Annotated in this window: 17 protein-coding genes; 4 read left to right on the top strand and 13 right to left on the bottom strand. The window is 42.6% G+C overall.

Annotated elements, in window-relative coordinates:
• Positions 1–521 precede the first annotated feature (521 nt).
• On the bottom strand, positions 522–3221 hold the full coding sequence (locus AC37HE_RS07540; RefSeq protein WP_500782196.1) for a DEAD/DEAH box helicase: 2700 nt from the start codon (positions 3219–3221) through the stop codon (positions 522–524).
• Positions 3222–3509: 288 nt separating this feature from the next.
• Here AC37HE_RS07540 and AC37HE_RS07535 point away from each other — a divergent pair, with 288 nt between their 5' ends.
• On the top strand, positions 3510–4646 hold the full coding sequence (locus AC37HE_RS07535) for an aldose epimerase family protein (RefSeq protein WP_500782195.1): 1137 nt from the start codon (positions 3510–3512) through the stop codon (positions 4644–4646).
• A gap of 75 nt (positions 4647–4721) precedes the next feature.
• Here the strand turns inward: AC37HE_RS07535 and rpiA are convergent, their stop codons facing one another.
• The 4 genes from rpiA to AC37HE_RS07515 all read right to left on the bottom strand — a co-directional run bounded on the left by rpiA (position 4722) and on the right by AC37HE_RS07515 (position 8171).
• The gene (gene rpiA, locus AC37HE_RS07530; protein WP_500782194.1) at positions 4722–5387 is read right to left on the bottom strand and encodes a ribose-5-phosphate isomerase RpiA; all 666 of its coding nucleotides are present in this window, start codon (positions 5385–5387) and stop codon (positions 4722–4724) included.
• Positions 5388–5410: 23 nt separating this feature from the next.
• Positions 5411–6076, bottom strand: a complete 666-nt coding sequence (locus AC37HE_RS07525) for a 3-keto-disaccharide hydrolase (protein ID WP_500782193.1) — start codon at positions 6074–6076, stop codon at positions 5411–5413.
• 150 nt (positions 6077–6226) lie between these two features.
• Entirely contained in the window at positions 6227–7324 is a 1098-nt protein-coding gene (hemH, locus tag AC37HE_RS07520; protein WP_500782192.1) for a ferrochelatase, read from the bottom strand.
• Positions 7296–8171, bottom strand: coding sequence for a glutamyl-tRNA reductase (locus AC37HE_RS07515; RefSeq protein WP_500782191.1), 876 nt, complete (start codon positions 8169–8171; stop codon positions 7296–7298). The genes hemH and AC37HE_RS07515 overlap by 29 nt, the downstream gene beginning before the upstream one ends.
• Positions 8172–8471: 300 nt before the next feature.
• On the opposite strand from AC37HE_RS07515, the gene AC37HE_RS07510 reads away from it, so the two are divergent.
• Positions 8472–9308 carry a hypothetical protein gene (locus AC37HE_RS07510; protein ID WP_500782190.1) on the top strand — a complete coding sequence of 279 codons (837 nt, stop codon included), beginning with the start codon at positions 8472–8474 and terminating at the stop codon, positions 9306–9308.
• Positions 9309–9373: 65 nt separating this feature from the next.
• Here AC37HE_RS07510 and AC37HE_RS07505 read toward each other — a convergent pair whose 3' ends face one another.
• The 3 genes from AC37HE_RS07505 to AC37HE_RS07495 all read right to left on the bottom strand — a co-directional run bounded on the left by AC37HE_RS07505 (position 9374) and on the right by AC37HE_RS07495 (position 11159).
• Complete coding sequence (locus AC37HE_RS07505; protein ID WP_500782189.1) at positions 9374–9952, bottom strand: hypothetical protein; 579 nt, start codon at positions 9950–9952, stop codon at positions 9374–9376.
• A 122-nt stretch (positions 9953–10074) separates the two neighbouring features.
• Complete coding sequence (locus AC37HE_RS07500; protein ID WP_500782188.1) at positions 10075–10311, bottom strand: CDGSH iron-sulfur domain-containing protein; 237 nt, start codon at positions 10309–10311, stop codon at positions 10075–10077.
• 17 nt (positions 10312–10328) lie between these two features.
• Complete coding sequence (locus AC37HE_RS07495; RefSeq protein WP_500782187.1) at positions 10329–11159, bottom strand: SMP-30/gluconolactonase/LRE family protein; 831 nt, start codon at positions 11157–11159, stop codon at positions 10329–10331.
• Positions 11160–11290: 131 nt separating this feature from the next.
• On the opposite strand from AC37HE_RS07495, the gene AC37HE_RS07490 reads away from it, so the two are divergent.
• Positions 11291–12421 carry a lactonase family protein gene (locus tag AC37HE_RS07490; protein ID WP_500782186.1) on the top strand — a complete coding sequence of 377 codons (1131 nt, stop codon included), beginning with the start codon at positions 11291–11293 and terminating at the stop codon, positions 12419–12421.
• Positions 12422–12954: 533 nt separating this feature from the next.
• Here the strand turns inward: AC37HE_RS07490 and AC37HE_RS07485 are convergent.
• The 5 genes from AC37HE_RS07485 to rlmD form a co-directional block, all read right to left on the bottom strand.
• Positions 12955–16137 (bottom strand): ATP-binding cassette domain-containing protein, encoded by a 3183-nt coding sequence (locus tag AC37HE_RS07485; protein ID WP_500782185.1) that lies wholly within the window; start codon positions 16135–16137, stop codon positions 12955–12957.
• A gap of 81 nt (positions 16138–16218) precedes the next feature.
• Entirely contained in the window at positions 16219–17040 is an 822-nt protein-coding gene (locus tag AC37HE_RS07480) for a hypothetical protein (RefSeq protein WP_500782184.1), read from the bottom strand.
• Positions 17041–17435: 395 nt separating this feature from the next.
• Positions 17436–18053, bottom strand: a complete 618-nt coding sequence (gene folE / locus AC37HE_RS07475; RefSeq protein ID WP_500782183.1) for a GTP cyclohydrolase I FolE — start codon at positions 18051–18053, stop codon at positions 17436–17438.
• A gap of 107 nt (positions 18054–18160) precedes the next feature.
• Positions 18161–18928: a peroxide stress protein YaaA gene (gene yaaA / locus AC37HE_RS07470; RefSeq protein ID WP_500782182.1), complete on the bottom strand. Its 768-nt coding sequence runs from the start codon at positions 18926–18928 to the stop codon at positions 18161–18163.
• A gap of 53 nt (positions 18929–18981) precedes the next feature.
• Entirely contained in the window at positions 18982–20397 is a 1416-nt protein-coding gene (gene rlmD, locus AC37HE_RS07465) for a 23S rRNA (uracil(1939)-C(5))-methyltransferase RlmD (RefSeq protein WP_500782181.1), read from the bottom strand.
• A 196-nt stretch (positions 20398–20593) separates the two neighbouring features.
• Here rlmD and AC37HE_RS07460 point away from each other — a divergent pair, with 196 nt between their 5' ends.
• The gene (locus AC37HE_RS07460; protein ID WP_500782180.1) at positions 20594–22744 is read left to right on the top strand and encodes a DUF748 domain-containing protein; all 2151 of its coding nucleotides are present in this window, start codon (positions 20594–20596) and stop codon (positions 22742–22744) included.
• Positions 22745–22962 lie beyond the last annotated feature (218 nt).

Below are 22962 nucleotides of genomic sequence, written 5' to 3'. Positions count from 1 at the left end.
GGAGAAAGAGTTGGTTTGCGCCTTTGACTCAGTTGGAGAGAAGTCGTTCTCCAGAGCTTTTGCCAAAGCGTTGCTGAGGAAGGTTGACTAGATTTTTCGGTGAAAGTCTTTGCTGTTTATACTTTGTATGTAATGTACCCACCCTGGCCCTTCCTCGCGAGGGAGGGAAATTCTTGTCTTTGTCGGAATGGGAGGGTCAATCTGATTCAAAAGAATCCACTTTCATCCCTGTTGGAGATTCCTTCCGAATTATGAATGTTTTTTCTCATTATTGTCCTAAGGCCGGACTGGCCCCTCCTTTTCCAATTGATGAAAAGGAGGCTAACCCCGAATTCTCGGGGTAGTCAAAACGAACCCTCAGCCGGGCGTTTTGACGGCCCACCCACCTGAAATCAAAACTTTAGCGTTAACTGGGGAACAAGGGTATTCTTTCTTATATATATCAAGTGTCGGGTAAAGGTGATCAGTCAATTCTCTTCCTCTTTAGAATTGAATACCTCTTTCTCAATACTCATGTCTCTTTACTTCTCCTCTTCCTCATTGCCGCCCAGCATTCGTCGAATTTTTAACTCTTTTCGGTGATCTGTTTCATCACCAGCACGGAGAGACAAGGTGAACACTTCCGGTGTTTCGACTAAATGCAACAACTCCGATTTCAAGCCTTTAATCACCGTGTCGTTGTTGGCAATTTTCAGAATGCTTGTTGGTAGATAAAGGATGATCATTTCGGCGGTTTGCTCTACGCGCAGTACTTCTTTCAGGAATTTGGCTCCAAAGCGGTTTTCCTGTTCGAAGCGGCTTAATAATTCCTCCCAATTTGACTTTAGCTCGTTCCACTTTAGTTTTGGAAGGGCTGATTCCTGCGGTTGGTTGAGTCGTTCGCCAATGACGCCTGAAAGTGGAGATGGGAGTTCTTTGAAGAAGTTTCGGAGTGCCCAAAGGATGAGGTTTTTATCGATGCGTGCATCGCCCACACAAACCGGACAACCATTTTTACAACTGCAGCTTTTGACCATGGTGCCTGCATTTTGAATGATTTTCCCCATGTACTCGAATACCTTTTCGGAGAAACCCAAGCCTCCCGGGTAGCTGTCGTAAAGAACAACGGCGTATTTGGTTCGCTTGCTTTCGGTATCGACAAAGGAAAAGATGTCGCCTCCCATGTCGCTTTCTGTAGCCATGACCTGCATGGATGCCGCTGCTTTAAGGCAGTGCACCAATCCTTCGCTGTAGTCGAAACGGGGCACCTTTCCTTCCGGGGCACCTTGCTCCAATGCTGGAGCTTTGCCTGTTGCCACAAAGGTCCGAACCACGATATCGGGGATTTCGATCCAGCAAGCTTCGGTATCCATTTTTGTGCGGAGTATTTCAGCCAACTCGGTATAGCCGAGGTTTTGATGCGTGTTAAACTCGATCATTTTAAAGCCGGTCACCATTACTGTGACCCGAACGTCTCCAAAGAACCGGTTGATACGATGCTCTTTTTCATGCTCGTGTTCGGTTAAAACGACGATCTCACCCGGTTTGTGAGGTTCGGTATAGTAATTTGAATTGACTTCTTTAATAAAAGCTGTTTTGCTCTCCAAATCCAGCTTGATTGATTTATACTGAACACTGTCGTGCAGATAAATAGCTCCCGGATAAAATTCTTTTTTAGCCTGGATCGTGTCGACAACCGTGATTGTTTCCTGTTTGTCCATGTCAACAATCTTGATGGTGTCGCCCGTAATATTACGAAGGCTGATTTCGTGGGCAGGGGATATGTCGCCGCTCCATTGGTAAGTGTTGTTTTGCTCAATTAGCTCACCTTCTTGCTGAAGTAGCGGGATGATCTCTCCCAAATCGGGAAAGCTGGCAATATCGTCGATTGTTAAAGGTAGCTCTGCTGATGCTGCACGGATATGCGACAGCTGGATATACAAATTATCGCGATCGATGATGGCATTTTCCGAGTCGGTATTTAATAGCCAATCCGGATGATTCCCCACATATTGGTCAAGAGGTTTTTCTTTCAGCATAACTACGGCGTGTGCTTCAGATCCGCTTCGGCCGGCGCGTCCCAATTGCTGCCAAAAGCTGGCTCTTGTTCCGGGAAATCCCCCCATAATCACTGCATCCAGTGTGCCAATGTCGATACCTAGTTCCAAAGCGTTGGTTGAAACAACACCTAGCAAGGCACCATCGACCAAATCCTGTTCAATTTTCGCGCGTTCAACAGGTGAGTAACCACCCCGGTAGGCCGATATTTTATCGGACATGTTAATGCCGTATTCCATGGGGTCGGAGGCCAGCACATCACGGCTTTCTTTGGTCACAATTTCTGTTTCGCGCCGCGATTGGCAAAAGGTAATTGATCGAACACCGGATAGCACAAATTCCGGCAGCAGGGCTCTTAACTCTTCGGTAACAGCTTTCTTCCGTTTTGCTTTTTCTAAATATTCGGGTTGAAAGAAGTGAATGTGCTTGGCGGGAGTCGGGGATCCGTCCCGGTCGACCAGTTCAAAGGCGGTATGGCAAATGTTCTCAGCCAATTCCAACGGGTTTGCAATCGTTGCCGAGCTACACAAAAACCTGGGGCGGTTGCCATGATAATCGCAGATGCGTAAAAGCCGCCGAAAAACATTCGACACATGAGAGCCAAATGCACCCCGATAAGCATGTAGCTCGTCGATCACAATCGTGTCGAGGTTGGCAAAAAGGTGTGGAAATCCATATTTGTTGTGGTTTGGCAGAAAGCTGGCGTTGATCATATCCGGGTTGGTCAGGATGATATTGGCCTGCTCGCGGATACGACTTCGCTCGTTGGGAGAAGTATCGCCATCATAGATGCCGGCCTGAATCCGATTCTCGCCGAAGAAAGCTACAAATTCCCGGATGTTTCGAAACTGGTCTTTTGTGAGTGCTTTGGTCGGATAAATAAACATAGCTCGCCTCGATGGGTTTTCCAAAATTCGCTGAACTACCGGCAAGTAAAATGACAACGACTTTCCACTAGCTGTACCGGTAGTGATAACCACACTCTTACCGGCATGTGCCTTTTCGAACATCTCTCCCTGGTGCGAGTATAGTTTGCTGTACCCGTTTTGGTGCATCCAGTTCTTCAGTTCGGGATGTAATTGTTGTGGCGGATCAACAAAAACAGCAGGGCGTGCCTGCAGACTGCGGGTTGCAATAATCCGCTCGTCATGTTTCAATAAAATACGGGGTACGGCCTTAGTCATCGCTCATTTTTTTGAAGTAACAAAGATAAACTTTTAATCGTCGATGACAGGAACTGTCAGGCAGATCTGTTTTGTTGGAGTTCGAAGATGAGTAAATCAGAGCTGTATTTTGTAATAAAAAAGTAGCTTTGGTTGACGGAATGATTTCGAACATTCAACTCATGTTTTTAAACAAGAGAAATTGGTGTAGATTATTAAATTAAACAGTTGGCGATTTTAAAAGTATTTTTAACCTTTGTTATTCCAAACGCATAAACAAATAAAACGAAATAACTTAATTCATTACTTATGAGAAGACTTCCTTTCTTATTATTAGTTCTGGCTTTTGCTTCTTGTCAGCAGCCGGCTAAGGAAAAGCTCATGCCTTACACGAAGGCTGACTTTGAAACTACCGTTGACGGTAAACAAACTGATTTGTACATTCTGGAGAATACCAACGGGATGAAAGTAGCTATTACAAACTATGGCGGTAAAGTCGTTTCTATTCTAGCACCTGATCGCGATGGAAATATGGCTGATGTGGCGCTTGGATGGAAGTCTATTAAGGAATATTTGGATGTGAATAATGAATACGGTGCAATTATTGGACCGTATGCGAACCGGATTGGTAATGCAACCTTCACCATTGATACAACGACTTATCACTTGCCGGCAAATGACCATGGAAATTGCCTGCACGATGGTCCTATTGGATTTAAGCATAGTATTTTTGATGCAGAGGAAAAAGTTACACCAGAAGGACAAGCGGTGGTTATGAGTATTCACAGTCCGGATGGACAATTTGGTTTTCCCGGTAATAAAGATGTGAAGGTGACTTACACTTTGACGGATAATAATGAACTGAAAATTGACTACGAAGCAACGACTGACAAAGCTTGTCCGTTCAACCTGACAAATCATACTTATTTCAACCTGAAAGGTGAAGGTAACGGCGATATTTTGAGCCATGTTTTGTATTTGGATGCTGACTCAACAACCGTTATTGATAACGAGTTAATTCCAACCGGCGAGATTGCCTCAATTAAAGGAACTGATCTGGATTTCACTACTCCAACAGCAATTGGTCAGCGTATTAACTCAGATTATGAGCCTATCAAACTTGGTTTGGGTTACGACCACAACTTTATTTTGAATAAGGATCAGAATGCTGAAGAGATGACTTTAGCCGGTAGCCTTTATGAGCCGGAATCAGGTCGTTATATGGAAATTTACACGACAGAACCAGCGATCCAGTTCTATTCAGGTAACTTCCAGGATGGTTCATTAATTGGTAAGTATGGTAAGCCTTTCGCATACAGAACCGGTTTGTGTTTGGAAACACAACATTACCCGGATTCACCTAATCACCCGAATTTCCCGAATACTATTTTGATGCCGGGCGATACCTTACATACAACAACGATTTACAAGTTTTCGGCTAAATAAGCCCATTTTATTTCAAGAAAAAAGTAAAGGCTGTCCAAACGGACAGCCTTTCGTATTTAGAATAGTTATAGAATTTTACTCGATAACAGTAATACCACCATCTTCGGTATTACACACAATTCGGGTGGCAATATTGGCAAATAAGCCGTTTTCAACAACACCCGGAATTTGATTAATCTTGACTGTTAATGCTGCCGGATCTTCGATCGTATCGAATTTACAGTCGACAATATAATTCTGGTTATCTGTTACAAATGGTTGGTCACCCTGCATGCGCAGTTGTGGAGAACAGCCTAGTTTTTCGAGTTGGTAAGCTGTTAGCTGGTGAGCAAATGGTGTAACTTCAACCGGAAGCGGGTAACTGCCCAAAACGGCAGAACTTTTGCTGGCATCCGCAATGCAAATAAAAACCTGACTAATGGAAGCGACGATTTTTTCGCGCAGTAAAGCACCTCCACCACCTTTGATGAGTTGCTTTTGAGGATCAAATTCATCAGCACCATCGATGGTGACATCAATTGAGCGCACATCGGCAATATTCAACAGTGGAATATGGAGCTCCTTGGCCAGCTGCTCTGTTGCTTTGGATGTTGGGACACATTGAATGTTCAATCCTGCTTTCACCAATTGTCCAATTTTTTGAATTGCCCAGTAGGCCGTTGAACCTGTTCCCAGGCCAACAATCATACCATCCTTAATGTACTCGGTTGCTTTTTCACCAACCAGTTGTTTTGGATTCATTTTAGTTTGGGTTATGTCTGAGTTTATAATTTCTGAATTTCGATGTTCCTAAAGTCGATTGGGTATCCTTCGTATTGTAACAAAATACGCCCTTTTGTAACTGATGGGTAACGCCCTTCGTTCACAAGCTTCCCGTTCAGGTATTGGCTAATATGTCCGTTTTCAACCCGTATTTCAATTTTATTCCATTCACCTGCTGCATTTTCAGCATTTTCTGTATTCTTCAGAACAACACTTCGGCCCGGCTCATTGCGTGCGCCGTCTTGTTCAAGAGTTACGTTTTGCAGCAGGATGAAATCACCGGTTGCTCCTTCTTTAATTTGAAACTGAATGCCTTGCGGCCAAAGTGTATCTTTTGCAGTTTTGGGAACCAGGTACATCAATCCGCTGTTTTTTCGCTGACTTTTTCGTTCGAACTTTTCATTTGTATTCCAGCGAAATTCAGCCTTTAAAACAAAATCTGAAAACGATTTTTTACTCATGAGATATCCGGCTTTAGGCCCGTAAAGTCGAACCATATGATTGGAAACGTGGAAAAGATCCTCCCCGTTTGTTAGCTTACCATCTTCTTTCGAAAAGGCGTACCAGCCCGATAAGTTTTCGCCGTTAAAAAGTTTCTTACTTTTTTGTGCTGAGAGTGTTCCGCAAATCAGAATAAGTGCGATGAGAAGGCTTGAATATTTTAGCATGACGATGTTATTGTTTTGGCGGACAAAAATAGCTAAAACTGTGGGGATGTGGTAAAAATAAGGCGGCGATTATGGACAAAGGAAATAAAAAATCAGCTTTGGTTACTCCAACCAAGGCTGATTTCATACACCTTTTATGTCCGCAAGAGGCTAATTACTATTTAGGGAACTTAAATCGGTGATATTGCGTTCGGGTTTTACAGGCTGCAGTGGCCGGTTCTTTTTTATTTCGCGGGTCAGCAAATTACTGATGGTCTGCACCCATGCATCATCGGCATTCAGACTTTTTGTAAAGTTGAATGTTTTTCCACCTTTCGCAATGAATAAATCCCGGTATTGCTCACCGATCTCAAGTGTTGTTTCCAAACAATCGGCAACAAAAGATGGTGAAACCACTAACAGATTTTTTATTCCTTTTTGCGCTAGTTTTTCAATCGTCGCATCAGTATAGGGTTTAATCCATGGATCTTTTCCCAATCGGCTTTGGAATGACGTTGTATAGCTGTCTGCTTTCAACTTCAGTTTATCGGCAATTAATTGGGTAGTTTCGAAACAAGCCGAGCGATAGCAGTATCGCTTTTTATGGCCTTGATTGCAGCTATCGCCCATACATTGAGCACAAAGCTCCAAGCCCTTTTCGTTCATATTTTCCAGATGTCTTTCAGGAATGCCATGATAGCTAAATAAGATATGATCGGGACTGAACTTCTGGATGTCGGCGTTAATTTTATCGGCAAAGTTCCCGATATATTGAGCATCATCATGATAACTGGTTATCACTTTTATCGTTGGGATGACGTTCCATTTTGCAACAAGCTCCATGACCTTCTCCGCTACTGATCCTGTTGTTGCCGATGCATATTGCGGAAACAGGGGGAAGATGATGATTTCTTCAACATTTGCCCGGCGCAATTTTTCCAGTCCTGTTTGGATCGACGGTTTTTGATAGCGCATGGCCAACTCAATGACAACTGAATCGTCGAATTTTTGATTTAGTTTGTCTACCAGGTCTGTTCCGTAAACCATTAGTGGTGAACCATTCTCTAACCACAATTTTTGGTATTCGCGTGCAACCTTAGGTGATCGGAACGGAACGATAATCAGATTGACGAGTAACCATCGTTTCCACTGGGCGATGTCGATTACACGGCCGTCCATTAAAAACTCCCGTAAGTAGGTGGCAACATCTTTTTTATTGTATGAATCAGGTGTTCCTAAATTAACAACTAATACTCCTGTTCTCTTCATATTGATTTTGCTGAGTTGTAACTAAATCTACGATGCTTGTTAAGTTTTGTGCACTTATTTCGTCAGGTTTTTTCCTGAAAACAGCCATTGGTGTTTCTTTAACAAGTTTGTCGCTTATTCGGTTGACAAGGCGTTCAAATTCTTTTGTGTTTAGTTTTTGAAGTGATTTGATATTTAACGGGCTATACCTGCTAAGGTGTTGATTGGGTTTCGTGCATTTTATCAAGAGCTCCCGAACAGCCTGTCTTTTTAGCCAGACCGAAAAAACGAAAACTTCTTCCTTGATTATTCTTTCGACCAGTTTGACAGACGCGAGTTTGTATAACGGGTTCTTTGTAGCCGTTGCATCTATTGTCGTAAGTTTATAGCGGTTGTCGTTCACCGCTCGCTTATGTGTTCTGAAGGCAGCTTGTATCGCTCGCTCCAACAGCGAACCTTGTGCGTTTAGCTGGATGCTTTGTTGCCAGGCTTTTTTCAACTGTCCCATGATCTCCAAATCACCGATAATCACCGATTGTAATCCGTTGCCCACTTCCAACAAATGTGTCATGGTTTTCATGGTCGAATTACTTGTTGCGAACAGTTCTGCTTTCCCGGCATCTTCGTATTCTCGTTGTTGACAAGAAAAGAAATCCCGAACTTCTTCAGCTTTCGTTTCTTTCGATTCCAGGTATATTTCGGTGCGGTTGCAGGTTGAGAGAATCATTAGTCCGCTTATGTCGGTGAACTTCCGGCGAAGCAGTCCAAACCATTGGTATTGGCGGATTGGTGTAAGATGAAAACATTCTTGTTGAATCAGACTGGTTGTATGGTGTGATATGCTGATGAATTTCAGAGATCTGTTCATGTTCTGTTCAAAAATAGTTAAAGCTGTGAATCATTTTAGAATCGAACTCAGGTTATTAATATCTCTCAGGAAAAATAATGTATTTCCGATGATATACCTAATTCTTTGCCGGGTTAACCGGGACCTGCTAACAAAAAAAGAGCTCATCGGGCTTACAATGAAAATAAATCCTCATTTAAAGGTAGGGTAGGCATTCGTTTTAATGGTAAAAAATTAGTAGTTTGTGCTAGCTTTGCTAGCTCCGCGAGGGAAGTGTTGACTCAGATTATTACAGTGAAATAGATCATAAATCAAAAAATAATGAAACGATTTTTTTTAGTAGTGGTACTGGTGACGATTGTAACCGGTTTATGGGCACAAGGAAACTATAAATATGTAATTATTCCGACTACAATACCGGAAATTGGCAAGGGAATTAATCCTTACGGGGTTAGTTCGGCAATTCAGAAAAATTTGACGCTGAAGTCTATTCCCTGCATGTTTGAGACTGCGGAGAGACCCGCTGATTATTGCGATGCACTCATTGTAAGTGTTGAAAAGGTAAACTCTTTGTTGCGTAATAAGTTGCTGCTTCATTTTAAAGATTGTACCAATCGTGAAGTGTTTTCGGCTGAAGGAACAGGCATGTCCAAGGAATTTCGACAAGGTTATGCCGAAGCCATAGAGGATGCCTTAAAAGATTTTACTGAATTGCCGGCGATGCAATCTTCTTATGTCAAAGCAACAGCCTCTGTTGCAGTTACTACAGCTGCAAAACCTGTTGAGCAAGCTAAGGAAAAAGCCATGACAGAGGAAACAACTGCGGCTCAAAAAATCCCGTCGGTAGCAATTGCTGCAGGTGAGGAAGCTCCCTATCAACCAAAGAACATCTATTTCAACGACAAATATTTGGTTGATTACGTTGTTGCAGAAGGTGGAGGTAGCTTGATCATCCTAAATGGACAGGGATTGGGATATGAAAAATTGCAGAAGATTGCCGATATCAAGTCATCGGATATTGCCGGTGTTTATTCGGTGAAATGGACTCAGCCGGATGGTACTGTTTTGAACGGTGTTGCTCAGAAAACCGGAAAGGAGTTGAAAATTTCAGTCTCCTCGGGAGATCAGAAAGAAGTCATCAATCTTCAAAAACAATAAAAAATGAAGCTGCCTTACGGGCAGCTTTTTTTTATTCTTCAATAATCTGCAAAGATCAAGGTCTCTTATTCGAAACGGGAATACAACCAGGATTGAAGTAACATGGTTCCCAGTTCGCTATTGACGTAGAATACGTTTGCCGAAAATTCTTTGTCGTCGAACAAACGGCTGTACATATAAGAGTTGAGTGTAACCCCGTTGGGAAGTTTCATCTTCAAAACAAATTTTTCAAATTCGAGGCTACCAACCAATTGGTTGCTTGTAGCAGTATCGATTTGTGCTTCGGGAAATTGGCCGGCAAAAGTTTGGTAGAGCTGATTGGCGACTGATTGACAGTGATCCTTATAATTGCCCTTTTCCTGCTGGTCGTATAATTGCCAGTTCGATTCGAAATAGTTATAATCGGCCCCTTTAAAAGCAAGTATGGTCTTGGGATAGCTGTTTTGCAGACTGTCGGTTTGCAGGCTGTCGGGAACTCCTTTTTGCATATCCCATACAGCTGGCTCAACTTCCTCGAACCCGGGGGGAATGTCGATATGCCAATTAAATTCTGGACTGTAAAAGGTTGATACTTTTGTCGAATCTTGCGCATAAGCGCCGATGTTTAATACGATAAGTGCGAAAAATGGAATTAATTTTCTCATGCGTAATTTTCAGCTTGAGGCGGCAAGGTACAAATAAATGGGAGAGGGGAATATTAAAAATGTTGAGTGAACTTTAAAGAATGTAAAATGGCGGAGTCAATTAGCTCCGCCTGAAATTGGACTTAAAGTTTTTTGTGAGAGCCATCGCAAAATGGTGGATTATCGGTTTGTTTGCAGCGGCACCACCAGACTTGTTTTTTCTCTTCAATTTTTACTTGTACCGGTGTAAACTCCGTGACTTTATGCGATCCGTCGCAGAATGGTTGGTTGGAGCTTAAACCGCATCTGCACCAGTAATAGGTACCCGGTTCCATTTCCAGCATAATCGGGCTTTTTGCTGCTATTTTCCCTTTCTTCATAATCGGATGTTTGGGGGTTAATGTTCTATTTTATAGGCAACAACCTGATTGTTATAGAAGGTTGGCACCAGTAATAATTTCAAACTTTTTGCGTAAAAGATATCTGCAGTATTGATTTTTTCAGCAGTTGAATCCCATAATTTGGTTAGCTTTCCATTTTCGCGATAAAAGATTCGGCCAACCCAATTCGAGAAGACAAAATTCCCTAGTTCGTCCTTTGCTAAGCCATCAATACCCTGGCAGTCGGTTTGAATAACCTTTATTGCTTTCGTTTTGACATCAATCTCTTTGATTACTTCTGATCCGGCGTACAATTCCCCGTTTTCGGTGAAGAGACCATTTGTCTGCAAGAAGTCATCTCCTTCCAGCCATATGTCCAGTTTGCCGTCTTTCAAAGCATAAATTCGACCTGCGCGATTGTCCGAAACGAAGATCATTCCATTTTTACAGGCTGCAACATCATTCAGGAAAATGGCTTTTGCTGCCGGATATTTTGCTACAACCTCAGCCTTTGCAATATCTATCTCGACAAGCTCGTCGATGTCAGACACATAAAGTTTGCCGTTCAGAATCGCCATTCCTTTGGGGGCATTCAGTCCGGTTACCCAATTCATGTTTTTAACACTTCCATCTTTGTTTAACTGGGCGATAAAGCCATTTCCATCTTTCTCAGTTGGGTTTCCGTTGATGTTGGCAACGTATATAATCTGACGATCGGGATCGTAAAGTGCCGATTCAGGGGTTTTTAGTTGAGGACCTGTTCTCCAAACTTCGACTAATTTTTGACTATGTGCGGCAATGGCTAAGGTTGTCAAAAGTGAGATAAGTAAAAAAGCCTTTATTTTCATACTGCTTTTACGTTTAGTTTATATCTTAACAAGTTACAAAAAAGTTTAGCGGATTATGGATAAATATTTCGCAATTTTAAATCAGAAGAGAGAGGAACAATCAAATTCGCATCAAAATTAATTCCAATAATATGAAATCTTATTTGTTGATTTTTAGCCTTTTATTGGCTGTTCTAGTGTCGTGTAAACCTGAGAAAAAGATGCTTACGCTTTATGTGGGGACTTACTCTGTCGAAAATAGTGAAGGGATATATGCCTATAATTTCGATCCGGAAACCGGGGATCTGAGTTTTAAGAATGTTACTGAAAATAAGGCGAATCCTTCGTTCATCTGTATTTCCCCGGATCAGAAGTATTTGTATGCAGTGAGTGAGGTCAAGGACTTCAATAATCTAGACAGTGGCTCGGTTACAGCCTATGAAATTGAAAAAGACGGGACATTGTCCAAGTTGAATCAGGTTGCGACTTTGGGAAATCATCCTTGTCATGTCGCCATTTCTCCGAATGGTAAAACGCTCGTTGCTTCGAATTACACGAGCGGAAGCATTAGTATTTACTCAATCAACGAGGATGGAAGCCTTTCAGATGCTCCGCAATTGATCCAGCATTACGGTTCCGGTCCCGATACAGTCCGTCAGCAGGGGCCTCATGCACATTCTTCGCAGTTTAACGGCGATGGCAGCTTATTAATGAATGCTGATCTTGGGTTGGATAAATTGTTTTTCTATGTCTATAATTCCGATTCAATGAAATATGTTCCTGCAGCTCAGCCATTCATCGAAACAGCTCCGGGAGCTGGTCCTCGTCACTTTGCTTACACCAGGGACGAGCAATATATTTATGTGATGAATGAAATGGCATCGATGGTTAGTACCTTGAAAAAAGGAGATTCCGGGTACGAGGTTATCCAGTCAACATCGAGCTTGCCGGCTGATTTTGAAGGAACCAAAGCAGGTGCTGATATTCACCTTAGTCCGGATGAACGTTTTGTTTATGGTTCGAACAGAGGCGAAAATGCGATTGCCGTTTTTGAACGTAATCCTGATGACGGGATGTTAAAACTCATTCAAAATGAACCTGTACATGGAAATTGGCCCCGTAATTTTGCGCTTTCTCCCGATGGAAAGTTTGTACTTGTAGCTAATCAGTATAGTCATAATATTACAGTTTTTGAAAGGGACGCAAAAACCGGTCGCTTGACTTTTACCGGTAAGAGCTATGATATTCCCAGCCCGGTTTGCCTGAAGTTTTTTATGAATTAGACCGGTGTTTATTTTTCTTCAGCTCTCGAGGCTATTGTCGGGAGTTGTGGTCAATGAAAGGAGTGAATGTTAATCGTACATTCACTCCTTTTTTTTGAAGTCTCGTATCTTCTAGTTTCCAATTTTATTAGGGTGCCCCATCCCGGCCTTCTCTTGTAAAGGTGGGGTTCCAAGTTTTAAGTTTCAGGTTCCAAGGGTTCCGATCTTTCGAAAAGGTCGGATCCTTTGTTCACCACAACACTACTATTGCTCTGAAAATGTGTGGCAGGATAACTCGACAACTTCTGATAACTCGACAACAGCATGTCCGGAAAGCTTTCTAATTTTCATTGCTGTTCGGGATTCCCAGGAAGCATGGATGTTTTTCTGAAAGTCTCTTTTATTACCCTCCAATTTGTAACCAGGCTTATTATCGCCCAATAACGGAGCCGGCTATAATCTGAATAGCTGCTTGGTTTTAGATTGATGTCAAAGACGATCATTGTTTTTATGAAATGGAGCCCAAGAGTATCTTTTCCCGATCTTCCCTTCGGTTATTTCTTCGTAGAAGGATCTTGGTGTTTTCTTCTTTGATCCGGTTTTGTAAAGGCCATTGGATTATAGAAAATCCGATCACGTAATTGCGCTTGCCTTGTCATTCTCCAACGGTTTACATAGGTAATTACCTTGCGCAACACATCAAAGTAGAGTGAAACTGAGAGGATCGCCGTAAATAGCCACAATACCAATAAATTGAAAATGACTGTTGGTATTTTTAATGGCCCGACAAACTTATAAGACGCATAAAAATGAGCCCGGCCGTCATGTTCAAACGGAATTCGATAAATTGGCTCATCCCCTTGGTGATAGCGGTCGTCGGAGATGTAGATTTTATTGGGAGAATATTTATCGCGTACCAACAGTTCCATTTTCTTGTTGGTATGTTGGTTTTTAAATGCTTGCAGCTTCTCCGGATCATTGTTAAACATCGCCAGTAGCGCATTGTATTTTTCATTTAAGCGGTCGTTGGCCTCATGATAGAGACCTTCATAAACGGATTGAGCCTTCGTCAGGTATTCTTTCAATACCTTGTAGTCGATTGGTGTTGGTCCATCCTGATTGAATAGCTGAATGTTCGCTGAAACACTGTCGCTTGCTATAATTGGAGTTTTTTTGATTTCTTCAAAGGAATTATATAATAACGGAGCAAGTAGCAAGGCTTCTTCCGGTTCCTGATTTTGGATCAGTCGCTCATGGGCTAGTGTCAATTTCTGAACTTCGGGAACAAAATAATAGGTTCTGAATCCCCAGGTGTTCTTGTCCAGCTCTTCATCAAATAGGTACTTACGGTATGAGTTGTTGGCATATTGGTTAACAGCCAATGCTTCGTAAGACCAGCGCGAGGCCATAGCATCACCAATCATAGGGGTATGGTCGTAGCTGGCAATTGAATTATGCATTTTGTTGAAATCAACAATCACTCCGCTGAGCAGAAGTTGAGGAACCAGCATTAATGGAATCATCACATAAATAGCAACAGCAGAATCGAGGCCTGCCGACAGGTTTAACCCGAGAAGATTTGCAAAACAGGCTGTTGAGAATAAGATTGCCCAGGAGCTGAACGTCAAATCTCTAATCTCTAGCAGGTAGTTGCCAACGAGTACAAACGAAAGTACCTGCACGGCCGATATTGCAAAAAGGATCGTGATTTTGGAAACAAAGTAAGCTCCCTTACTCAGGTTTAGAAACTCTTCCCGGGTACGGATCTTCCGGTCTTTGAAAATTTCTTCAGCACTAATACTTAGCCCAATAAATAAGGCAACAACCACACTCATGAAAAGGTAGGCCGGGATGTTGTCATTCTCAGCAAAAATGTACTTTCCCTGATAGAAGAATTTGGTGAAGTATCCTAAAATCAGCGCTAAAATTGGTGCTTCGAGAAAAGCAATGGCCAAATATTGTCTGTTGGAGCGCTTGGATGCAACATCACGCTGGAAGAAAAGCTTGAACTGATCTAACCACTTCGGCTTTTTAAACAGGTTTTCGGGAAATTTAATCTTCGTTGGAGGGTTCGTCCGCATGAAGTCGCTTACCCGGGGCTCAACCTTTTCGCGGTATGCCTGGTACCATTCCTCAGGCGACACCTTTCGACGACGGATGCTTTTCCCAAAAGGATCGACCATGCGTGTTTCAATAATCTGCAATGGTTGTTCAGTCTTCACAGTACCACAACTCATACATTCTGCTTCGTCTGGATTAACGTAGTTCGCCTGGTTTTTGAAATAGGTAATGGCTTCCATTGGGTTGCCAAAGAAAACTACGCGCCCTCCTTTATCCATCACAATAATGCGGTCGAACAATTTGTAGATGTCACTCGAAGGCTGGTGAATGTTGGCAAAAACCAGTTTGCCTTTCAAACACTGTCGCTTTAGAAGATACATCACCTTTTCGGAGTCAGCCGAGCTTAAACCAGAAGTAGGCTCATCGACAAACAAAATCGAAGGTTCACGCATCAACTCCAGTGCAATGTTGAGGCGTTTCCGCTGGCCACCGCTCAGTATCTTTTTCAATGGATTGCCAACCACCAAATCGCGGGCTTCAACCAGGTCGAAGTCGACAAGCGTTTGATCGATAATCTCTTCAATTTTATCCATGTCAAAATCACTGAAGCAAAAGCGGGCATTAAAACGCAGGTTTTGATATACGGTCAGTTCTTCAATTAAAAGATCATCCTGGGGGACATAACCGATAACGCCGCTTAGTTTCTCTGCATTCTCCGGATTGTGGAGGTTATATCCGTTGATGGTTATCTTCCCTCCGCTGGGTTTTAGTTTCCCGTTTAGGACGTTTAGCAAAGTGGTTTTCCCAACGCCACTACCTCCCAATATTCCGACTAAATCGCCCGAACGTTCCTGAAAGCTAAACTCGTGAAGGCCCAAAACGCGACGGTTAAAACGATATTCGATGTTTTCAGCGTTAAAAACAATCATAGGTTTACCTGTCGCCTGGATAAACCGCGACATCACACTGCTGTAGTAAATCGGAATAATCCGGGACGTTTTCAATACGCCACCCGGAGGGAAAATGTATATGCGTTGTTGTGTCAGCCGGTGTCCGTTCAGATAAAGGTTTCGTGGGCCGTTGTATTTGAAAAATAAGGTGTTAATGCTGGGAATCCGAATGAATTCAATTGTTACCCGCTGATTATACCGGTAAAGATGTTTGATCTCTTCGTCTTCGTAGCTTTCCTCTCCGTTAATTACAAAGAGCCAGCTTTTCTCTTTTACCTTTTGGAAGGGATAGAGTGCAAACCGGTAAAAATTATTGTATTCTTTGGCATCAATATTCAGCCCCATGGCCACCACATGTACCATTTTTAAATCGTCCAGATTGAGGCCGGTGGCTTTATTGATGAAGTTGAACAGCTGTGTGACGATCAGGAAGCGGATGTTCAGGTCGTAGTTAAACGCGATATCGCTACAAACCTGATTCAGGTATTTTCGGTTGATGAAGCGCTTGCCTCTGCCTTCATCGGTATAAAAAAACTCCCGGTGATTGATGTGGTAATAGCCCACAAAACTTTGGTACATGTTGAGGTATTTATCGACCAATTCCCGGTTGAAATTCTCTTTCAGATACGATTCAACCAGGTTCATGTTTTCCGACGATAACCGTTTTTCGTAATTGGTTATAATCGCAAACAGCTTTATTAAGGTTTCGATAATTCCTTCGTACATGGAGCTAATTATGAAAATAGGGTTTTTGTATCCGTTGGAATCGGCTACAAAAACCCTATCATGCTTATTGCTTAGGATTCATTATTGAACGTATGCTGTTCTGATCTTTGTTACGGTTTCAGTCAACTGTTTGACCTGAGCTTCAGTCATCGCTGTTGTACCTTCTTCCATGTCATAAATTGCATTGATGCTTGAAATTGCAGCGTATGCTTCTTTCAACGTTTCAGAATCTTTATAAGGTTCCATCATTTTTTTCATCTCGGCGATTGCATCCTTTTGGAACAAAATAGCTTTGATGATTTCCGGATTTTGGAAAGTGTTCTCCGAAATGTGTGTCGTCAGGTATAAACCTTCAACTACCGAACCAGTCAGGATCAGGTAGGACAACTTGGTGCGACCTTGCTCATTCAAATAAGAATAGGCATTTTGGAACATTTCCGTTACAATCTCAACCAGTTTATCTTTGTTGTCCAGGTTGTCTTCAATTTGATCCGGTAAATTTTCGGCAAAAGCCGAAGTGAAGTCCAAATCTCTGATCAATTGATCGCAAGCAGAAAAGTACGATTGTACTTCCGCTTTTTGGTTGTACGTTGTAGCGTAAGCCAGGTCAACAGTATAAATCCCCAGGTTGACGGCCTTGCTTTTTTCCTCGAAATAGCTTTCCGCTTTTGTTGGGTCATTCGAAATATCGATAATATAACTTGCCTCGATTGAATTCAGCATGTTTGTAACTTCGAATGCGGAAGGAAGAGGATAAGTATACTCCTTAATTTCCTTAGCTATCTCTTCTTCAGCAACTTTTGTCGCTTCTTGTTTTTTTGATTTTCCGGTGCATGATTGGAATGCAGGGGCTAAAATTCCAGCTAAAAGAGCTAGAACCAATAATTTGTTTGTCTTCTTCATATTCAATGGTGATAGTTTAATGTCGTTAATGGTGAAATAGTTTCCAAGTAATTACGTATTCCTGAATTTTTCGTTAGAATTTGCATCGTATTACGAGGATTCTGAGTTAAAAATAATATAAAAATTGGCCTTTAGAAAAATGAAACTGATTTTTTACGCAAGTTGAACGATCATCTGTACGTATTGTCGGTGATCGCTATGGAATACTCTTCTTGGTGAAAAAAAAGAAACTTATTTCAGCTTGATTTGTAGTTCTTTATCCCTGGAGTTTGGGAGTGGGGTGGAATTTAGCCGCTTGTTGTGCTAATGTTAAATTATAGCTTTCATGGGAGCAAGAGACGGTTATTGCAAAAGAAAGTGCCGGAAATAAAGGATTCCGGCACGGTATGGATGGTTTATTTTGAGCTTATCAAACGTATAAATTCGTCGCGGGTTGCAACATGCTTAAATGCTCCGGTAAAATCGGAGGTTGTGGTGACTGAATGTTGTTTCTGTACGCCGCGCATCTGCATGCAAAGGTGTTGAGCTTCAATGACCACGGCAACCCCCAACGGGTTTAAGGTTTTTTGGATGCAATCTTTAATTTGACTTGTCAGGCGCTCCTGCACCTGTAACCGGCGAGCAAAAGCATCAACTACACGAGCAATTTTACTGAGACCAGTGATGTAGCCGTCCGGGATATAAGCAACATGGGCTTTCCCGATAAAAGGTAACATGTGATGCTCGCACATCGAGTAAATTTCAATATCCTTTACAATCACCATCTGGCTGTAATCTTCCCGAAACATCGCTGCTTTTAACATCTCTTCCGGTTTCTGATCATAACCCTGAAGTAAAAATTGCATGGCCTTGGCAACGCGAAGGGGAGTTTTCTGGAGTCCCTCACGATTTACGTCTTCCCCTAATAATTTTAAAATGCGGGAATAATGTTCACCAATTTCTTGTGTTGTTTTTTCGTCAAAGCGGTCGATGCGTTGGTAGCCGCCAAAATCTCCGTTAAATGAATCTTCCATGATATTTTTTTCTCAGACCCTAAAAATGAGGGACGGGCAGCAAAGATACGAACATTCTTTGAATGCCTGAATAATGATTGTTTGCCTTCTTGTCAAAGCTGTTTCTGCTATAAATCGCGCGTAAAAACCCAATTGTTCCCTTTTGACAGGTCATTATTATAATAGTAACCTTCCATATCGAAAGCTTTCAGGCTTTCAGGATCTGTAATCTTATTTTCAACCATGAAACGGCACATTAAGCCTCTTGCTTTTTTAGCGTAAAACGAAATGATTTTATACTTGCCGTTTTTGTTATCCTTGAACTCCGGGGTGATGATCGTACCTTTGAACTTCTTTTGTTCTACAGCCTTGAAATATTCGGCTGAAGCCAGGTTGATCAATGTCCCACCAGCTTCTTCAACCTGTTTATTTAATTCCCCGGTAACTGTTGATTGCCAAAAGTGATATAAATCTTTTGCGCCATCAACCGAAAGCTTTGTCCCCATCTCCAGCCTGTAAGGCTGCATGAGGTCGAGCGGTTTTAGTATCCCGTACAGTCCTGATAAAATCCGAATGTGCTCCTGTGCAAAATCAACTTGCTCTTCTGTAAACGAATCAGCCTGCATGCCTGCATATACATCGCCGTTAAATGCAAAAACAGCTTGCTTGGAATTCTCTTCGGTAAATGGCGTCGACCAGACCAGATTCCGTTCAAGATTTAGTCTGGCCAACTTGGCCGATATGCCCATAAGCTTAATCAAATCCGTTTCACCGAGATTCTTCAATCGCTCGTTAATACGTGAAGCTTCCTTTAAAAAAGCAGGCTGGCTGTATTTCTTTACTTTTGGTTGACTGTCAAAGTCCAGTGATTTTGCAGGTGAAATAATCGCAATCATTTTCTCTTTTCTTTCTGTTACTTATTGGATAACAGGATATAAATTTAAAAAGTTCAATTGCTCTTTCGGATAAGTTGTACAACGTTCTCAACGTGATGGGTATGCGGGAACATATCCACCGGTTGTATTTTGGTAACCTTATAATGTTCATCCATTAGAGCCAGATCACGCGCTTGAGTTGCCGGGTTGCAGCTTACGTACACAATGCGTTTAGGGGCGGCGTCGAGAATGGTCTTCACCACATCGTCGTGCATTCCGGCGCGCGGCGGATCGGTAATGATCACGTCGGGTTTCCCATGTTGGTTGATGAAATCAGCGTTAAGCACATCTTTCATGTCGCCTGCAAAGAAAAGTGTATTGGCTATCTTATTTATTTCAGCGTTTACTTTGGCGTCTTCAATAGCCTCGGGAACGTATTCAACGCCAACAACCTTTTGTGCCTTTTGGGCAACAAAGTTGGCAATTGTTCCGGTTCCGGTGTACAGGTCATAAACCACTTCGTTGCCGGTTAGTTCTGCAAAGTCGCGGGCAACTTTATACAGTTCATAGGCTTGTTCCGAGTTTGTTTGGTAAAAGCTTTTGGGGCCAATCTTGAACTTCAGACCTTCCATTTCTTCAAAAATATGGTCAGGGCCTTTAAATGGTATAATGTCCAGATCGGCAATGGTATCGTTGGCTTTTCCGTTAATCACATACATGATTGAACTTAGCTCTGGAAATTGGTCGGCTATGGCTTGCAGCAAAGCTGTGCGTGCTGGTTCTTCTTCCTGGTAAAAGGCAATAATCAGCATGTTTTCGCCGGTCGACGAGGTACGAACGATCATATTGCGCAGGAATCCTTCCTGCTGACGAATATCGAAGAAGCTCAGATTATTTTCGAGCGCATAATCTCGGATGAAGTTGCGGAGCTGGTTCGACGGATCGGGCTGCAACCAACATTTCTCAATGTCGATAATCTTATCGAACAAACCGGGAATGTGAAATCCCAGTGCATTCATTTGCTTGGGCTCCAACTCAGCATCCATTTCGTCGAAGCTAAGCCAGCGCTTGTTCGAAAAGCTGAATTCGAGTTTGTTTCGGTAGAAGGTGTCTTTGGCCGATCCTAAAATCGGTGAAATCTCCGGAAGCTCAATTTTGCCTAAACGGCGAAGTTGATCGGCAACCTGCTTTTGCTTATAAAATAACTGTTTGTCGTAGGGAAGAAACTGCCATTTACAGCCTCCGCAAGTGCCAAAGTGCTTGCAAAAAGCCTCCTGGCGGTCTTTCGACTTTTGGTGGATGTTGGTCACCCGCGCCTCCATGTACTTTTTGCGTTTTTTCGTCACCTGCAAATCAACAATGTCGCCGGGGACAACATGGGTGGTGAATACAACGATATCGTTTACCCGTGCAATTGCTTTACCTTCGGCACCGATGTCGGTGATCTCGACGTTTTCAAAAAAAGGTTTGTTTCTTCTGCTTCTTCCCATTGATTCAAAAATTTTTGCAAAAATAGCTAAATCAGTGAAATCCGAAACCTTAAAAAGATTTAAACATAAAAGACGAATTAAGGAGGTTACGGATTAAATAAATTTATATGATAGCTTGCACAAAATGCATCTTTATGTGTTACTTTTATCATACGTGTTCGCGAATCAGAAATTTTAATAATATTCAGTTTTAGTCATGAAAAAGCGCTACTATATTTTAGGAGGACTGCTGTTACTTGTTTTTCTTGTTTTATTCTTTTTGTCAACAATCACCCGAAATTACCTGGTTAAGCATAGCGAAGAGTTGATCGGAAGAAAACTGGCGATGAGTGAATTGCATTTCGACTACTGGAATGTGGCTGTAGATGCCGAGAATGTAGTATTGTATGAAAAGAATGCTGTCGACAGCTTTATCTCATTCAAATCGTTGCAGATCGATTTTAGCCCATGGAAACTGTTGCACAAAGAATATTCGTTCTCGAAAATAAGCCTGATCGATCCGCTTGTTAATGTCGAACAATATCAAAATGGTTATAATTTCAGCGACTTGATTCCTGAAGAGGATACCGTTAAGGTAGCAAATGATGAGAATACAGCTATCGTAAAATTCAGTCTGTATAACATAAGCCTTTCTGGTGGGCAGGTCCGCTTATATGACCAGACGGTGGATAACCGGGTGAAGATTACAAACATGGACTTCCACTTACCATTAATTGCCTGGGATAATAAAAAATCGAATGTGGGGGCCGATTTCACGATTGGTGACCAGGGAAAGGTAACCGTGAATGCCATTGTGGATAATGAAGCTAAAAATTATGAGGTTGATCTGACGACTTCCGACCTTCAGATAAATCCGGTGAGTAATTACCTGACCGACTACTTTGATGTTTCGTCAATCAACGGACTGCTCAATTCGACTATTCAGATTCAGGGAAGTTTGAACGATCTGATGAATGTGCAGATTACCGGTTTTGCCCGTTTACACAATGCTTCGGTTGTTGACAGCCAGGGCGAAACCTTGCTGACCGTTCCCGAGATTCGGACACGCATGAAGAATATCGATATGAAGCATTTTGCCTTCGACTTCTCGTCCATCGAAATTGATGAGCCGAGTTTGATGGTAACGCGCGGAAAAGAAGAAACCAATGTGGAGCAATTTTTTGCGCCCTTGCTCGAGGAAGATACCACACAGGTTGTGCAGGTAACGATGCAAAAAGGCGACCAGGTTACAACGACCTATGATATCGATACCCTGAAAGTGAACCGAGGTGAGCTTCGCTTTGCCGACCGGACACTGCACCGCCCCTGCCTGATCCGGTTGTCGGATATGAATGTGGAACTGCAAAACTTGTCGGACAGCTCAACTTATATGCCAATTACCTTCAGTACGAATATTAATCAATCGGGGCAGTTGAGCGGCAAAACGGTTGTCAACATGCAGGATCCCTTCGACCTTTACCTGGATGGCAAACTCAAGGATGTCGACCTGGTTAGTTTCTCACCCTATTCCGAGTATTATATTGCCTCGCCATTTACCCAAGGCTGGTTTAACTATGCCATTACGGTGAAAATGGGCAATGGGAAGCTGAAGAATGACAATGATATCCACATCAAAGAGCTTGAGTTCGGGAAGAAGACATCGGACAAGCCTTACATGAAAGTGCCCATCCGCCTTGGCTTATATGTTATGAAGGATGCCCATGATAATATTAATATCAATATGCCGGTGTCGGGCTCTACCTCCGATCCGAAGTTTAAGCTGGGTAAATTAATATGGGGCGCTTTTCTGAATGTGCTTTCCAAAGCAGCTTTGTCGCCGTTTAAAGCCATGTCGGGGCTGGTGGGAGCCGATCCGGAAAAATTAGAACTTATTCGTCTGGATTACTTGCAGGATTCGTTGAAGGCCGACCAAATAAACACCTTGAATTCATTGACGAAGATTATGAAGAAAAAGCCCGACCTGCTGGTTAGCTTCATTCAGCGTACCAACTTACAGGAAGAGACCGATTTATTACGGGCTAAACTGGTCAAAGAAGATTATGTCGCAGCGACCGGTGCCACTGCGTTGCCGGATGATAAGGATGGTGCTTTTGTGCAATATCTTTCGACTAAAGTGGCCGGTGCCGATACGCTGGCCTTACCGGATGTGTACCGCAAATTGGTTGACCGTACCCGGGTGCGCACTGAATTTAAAAACCTACTGGATGAGCGAAACCAAATGATTCTGACCTATCTCGAGGGGCAGGGAATCCCGGCTGAGAGCATTAAAGTTTCAACTGCCGACTTGCTAAACCTGCCGGATGAGCTGCGAACTCCTGAGTTCAAGGTTGAAGTTGAACTGAAATAGGCGGAAAGGAATTCAGAACCGACGGAAGCTTGTAGTTGGGTATTTAGCACTGGCGGAAGTTAATTCAGCATAGGTAGTTAACGATTTCGCATCGATGGCAACTTATTTAGCACTAGTAGTTGGGTGAAAAGTACTGGCGGAAGGTCGCAGCGCATGCACGGAAACCTGTTTAGCATCGACGGAAGGCTCCATCGCATCGGTAGTTACTCATTCAGCAT

The sequence above is a fragment of the Mangrovibacterium sp. genome (assembly GCF_059905295.1).
This window is presented reverse-complemented; position numbering and strand designations above follow the sequence as displayed.

What these genes read in the sequence shown, in the direction of transcription:
- AC37HE_RS07540 (WP_500782196.1), bottom strand. Translation starts at nt 3,221, where the DNA reads ATGACTAAGGCCGTACCCCGTATTTTATTGAAACATGACGAGCGGATT.
- AC37HE_RS07535 (WP_500782195.1), top strand. Translation starts at nt 3,510, where the DNA reads ATGAGAAGACTTCCTTTCTTATTATTAGTTCTGGCTTTTGCTTCTTGT.
- rpiA (WP_500782194.1), bottom strand. Translation starts at nt 5,387, where the DNA reads ATGAATCCAAAACAACTGGTTGGTGAAAAAGCAACCGAGTACATTAAG.
- AC37HE_RS07525 (WP_500782193.1), bottom strand. Translation starts at nt 6,076, where the DNA reads ATGCTAAAATATTCAAGCCTTCTCATCGCACTTATTCTGATTTGCGGA.
- hemH (WP_500782192.1), bottom strand. Translation starts at nt 7,324, where the DNA reads ATGAAGAGAACAGGAGTATTAGTTGTTAATTTAGGAACACCTGATTCA.
- AC37HE_RS07515 (WP_500782191.1), bottom strand. Translation starts at nt 8,171, where the DNA reads ATGAACAGATCTCTGAAATTCATCAGCATATCACACCATACAACCAGT.
- AC37HE_RS07510 (WP_500782190.1), top strand. Translation starts at nt 8,472, where the DNA reads ATGAAACGATTTTTTTTAGTAGTGGTACTGGTGACGATTGTAACCGGT.
- AC37HE_RS07505 (WP_500782189.1), bottom strand. Translation starts at nt 9,952, where the DNA reads ATGAGAAAATTAATTCCATTTTTCGCACTTATCGTATTAAACATCGGC.
- AC37HE_RS07500 (WP_500782188.1), bottom strand. Translation starts at nt 10,311, where the DNA reads ATGAAGAAAGGGAAAATAGCAGCAAAAAGCCCGATTATGCTGGAAATG.
- AC37HE_RS07495 (WP_500782187.1), bottom strand. Translation starts at nt 11,159, where the DNA reads ATGAAAATAAAGGCTTTTTTACTTATCTCACTTTTGACAACCTTAGCC.
- AC37HE_RS07490 (WP_500782186.1), top strand. Translation starts at nt 11,291, where the DNA reads ATGAAATCTTATTTGTTGATTTTTAGCCTTTTATTGGCTGTTCTAGTG.
- AC37HE_RS07485 (WP_500782185.1), bottom strand. Translation starts at nt 16,137, where the DNA reads ATGTACGAAGGAATTATCGAAACCTTAATAAAGCTGTTTGCGATTATA.
- AC37HE_RS07480 (WP_500782184.1), bottom strand. Translation starts at nt 17,040, where the DNA reads ATGAAGAAGACAAACAAATTATTGGTTCTAGCTCTTTTAGCTGGAATT.
- folE (WP_500782183.1), bottom strand. Translation starts at nt 18,053, where the DNA reads ATGGAAGATTCATTTAACGGAGATTTTGGCGGCTACCAACGCATCGAC.
- yaaA (WP_500782182.1), bottom strand. Translation starts at nt 18,928, where the DNA reads ATGATTGCGATTATTTCACCTGCAAAATCACTGGACTTTGACAGTCAA.
- rlmD (WP_500782181.1), bottom strand. Translation starts at nt 20,397, where the DNA reads ATGGGAAGAAGCAGAAGAAACAAACCTTTTTTTGAAAACGTCGAGATC.
- AC37HE_RS07460 (WP_500782180.1), top strand. Translation starts at nt 20,594, where the DNA reads ATGAAAAAGCGCTACTATATTTTAGGAGGACTGCTGTTACTTGTTTTT.